Here is a 1,974-nt window from a genome sequence, read left to right on the forward strand (position 1 = left end):
ACTGCCCATTTACATGCAAACTTAAAAGTTAACATGAAAACTGGTCAACCATGCCGGTTGAACGCTATAGTTCCCGCAGGGGCAAAAAGACATAAAAAAACGCTAGCTTTTTAGCTAACGTTTCAAATCTTTTAAATAATAATTTTGTTTTTCAAAATTCCAAATTGCCGTAATTGAATGTGCTTTTTCTTCTTCGTCTGTTGTTTTATCTTCGTCACTTGTATTAATCAAATTGCCATCTTCGGCATCATCTAAATTTAAAATCTTATGTTTTTGTTTAAGCAAACCACCATAACTCAACATACGTTTTCGATATAAACCTTTTTCTAAATCATTCACGATTTCTTGATTTCTTTCATCATCATCAGTTAAAAAATCAGATGACTTAACCGAATATTTAGAGGTTTCTTTGATAGCTGCTTGAATATCTTTATCGCCTTTTTGATTTGGTTTGATCGCTTTAATATTTGCTACGGGTCGATAATTTACTTGTAATGCTTTTTGCCATAAATTAACCCATTCTTCTTGAGTTATATAATTAGCTTTATTCTTAAAATAACTATTTTCAACACATAATAAAACATGCATATGTTGATTATAACTACCATCATTTTTATTAACTGTTACTTCCGTTGAACGCAAAAACCCAACAAGATTTTGCTTCACTTTTTTATATCTACTTAACCTATCAAATGCTTTCGTTAAATGTTTCAAACTTTGTTCTAAAGTATCCCCATCTATCGCATTTTTCGTTGAAAGTGTTAAAAATAACCAACGCGCTTTTGGTTTTTCTTTAACAACTTCTTCAATCACTTTTTGAGCTTGATAACTATTTTTCATAGCACGCCTCCAATTACAAACTGGGCAGAGTTTCGACTTACAAAACCATGTCTTATGTAACTTCAAATAACCTTCATCAGTCGGCTTGAACTCTAAGACGTTACCACATTGTTTTACATTAAAAGCCTTTTTTATTTTTAAAATTTCCAGTATATCTGCATAACTTACATTATCTATCTTCTTTTCTCTCCATGGGCGTTGTTTCCCACTTTTCGTCATATCTTTAAGTGTTTCGTTATCTTGATTTTCGTCTATACATCTAGTAGTATTATATTGCATATAAAGAGACCTCCAGTAGTTGTTTATTGAGTAGACGCTTTAATCATACTACTGGGGTTTTTTTATGTCAAAAATTCCTTTCAACAAGAAAAATAGCTATAATCCCTTACATACCAAGGATTACAGCTATAATTTTAAAATCGAGTTATTTCTATATAGTATCAAGACAAGAAGAAACTCGTTTTCAACTCGTTTCTAAACCACGATATTATTTTGTTAATATCAAAATATGAAATGTAAAAACACAATTGGGTTGGTAGTCCCAATGCAAAGTATAAATTTTGTCAGTAACCTTCCTCCTCAGGTCGTCCTTCATTTCATTTAAAACAGAGGAGGGACAACATGAAACTTACAATTTTTCATGATGGACAATTTTTTATCGGATTAGTTGAATATACAGAAAATCAAAAATCAGTTTTTGCTAAATATACATTTGGCACAGAACCTGATAGAGAAACTATTTTAAAATTCATAGACAAAGACCTTTTAAATTTAGTAAATAAAAGCAAGGTAAAAACTAAACGTAAGTCATCTGATAAAAAAATTAATCCAAAAAGATTGCAACGACAGGTAGCAAAAGAGCAAAAGAAAAAAGTGATTACCACTCAATCACAAGAGGCATTAAAAAAAGAGCAAGAACTCAATAAAAAAAGTTCTAAAAAAAGAAACAAGCTTCAAAAAGAAGAAGAAAAAACACGAAAACGTAAAATCAAAAAACAAAAAGCAAAAGAAAAGCATAAAGGTCATTAAGCCAAGATTGCTTTATTCCAATTGCTTTATTGACGTTGAGCCTCGGAACCCTTAACAATCCCAAAACTTGTCGAATGGTCGGCTTAATAGCTCACGCTATGCCGA

2 protein-coding genes are annotated in these 1,974 nt (G+C 31.1%); one reads left to right on the forward strand and one right to left on the reverse strand.

What is annotated here, in order from left to right:
* Window positions 1-114: 114 nt before the first annotated feature.
* Window positions 115-1,119, reverse strand: coding sequence for a protein rep (locus FHL06_RS12515; RefSeq protein ID WP_001199882.1), 1,005 nt, complete (start codon window positions 1,117-1,119; stop codon window positions 115-117).
* A 342-nt stretch (window positions 1,120-1,461) separates the two neighbouring features.
* Between FHL06_RS12515 and FHL06_RS12520 the strand changes: the two genes are divergently transcribed.
* On the forward strand, window positions 1,462-1,869 hold the full coding sequence (locus FHL06_RS12520) for a YjdF family protein (protein WP_152587879.1): 408 nt from the start codon (window positions 1,462-1,464) through the stop codon (window positions 1,867-1,869).
* Window positions 1,870-1,974 lie beyond the last annotated feature (105 nt).

The sequence above is a fragment of the Companilactobacillus halodurans genome, assembly GCF_009600985.1.
Lineage (GTDB): Bacteria > Bacillota > Bacilli > Lactobacillales > Lactobacillaceae > Companilactobacillus > Companilactobacillus halodurans.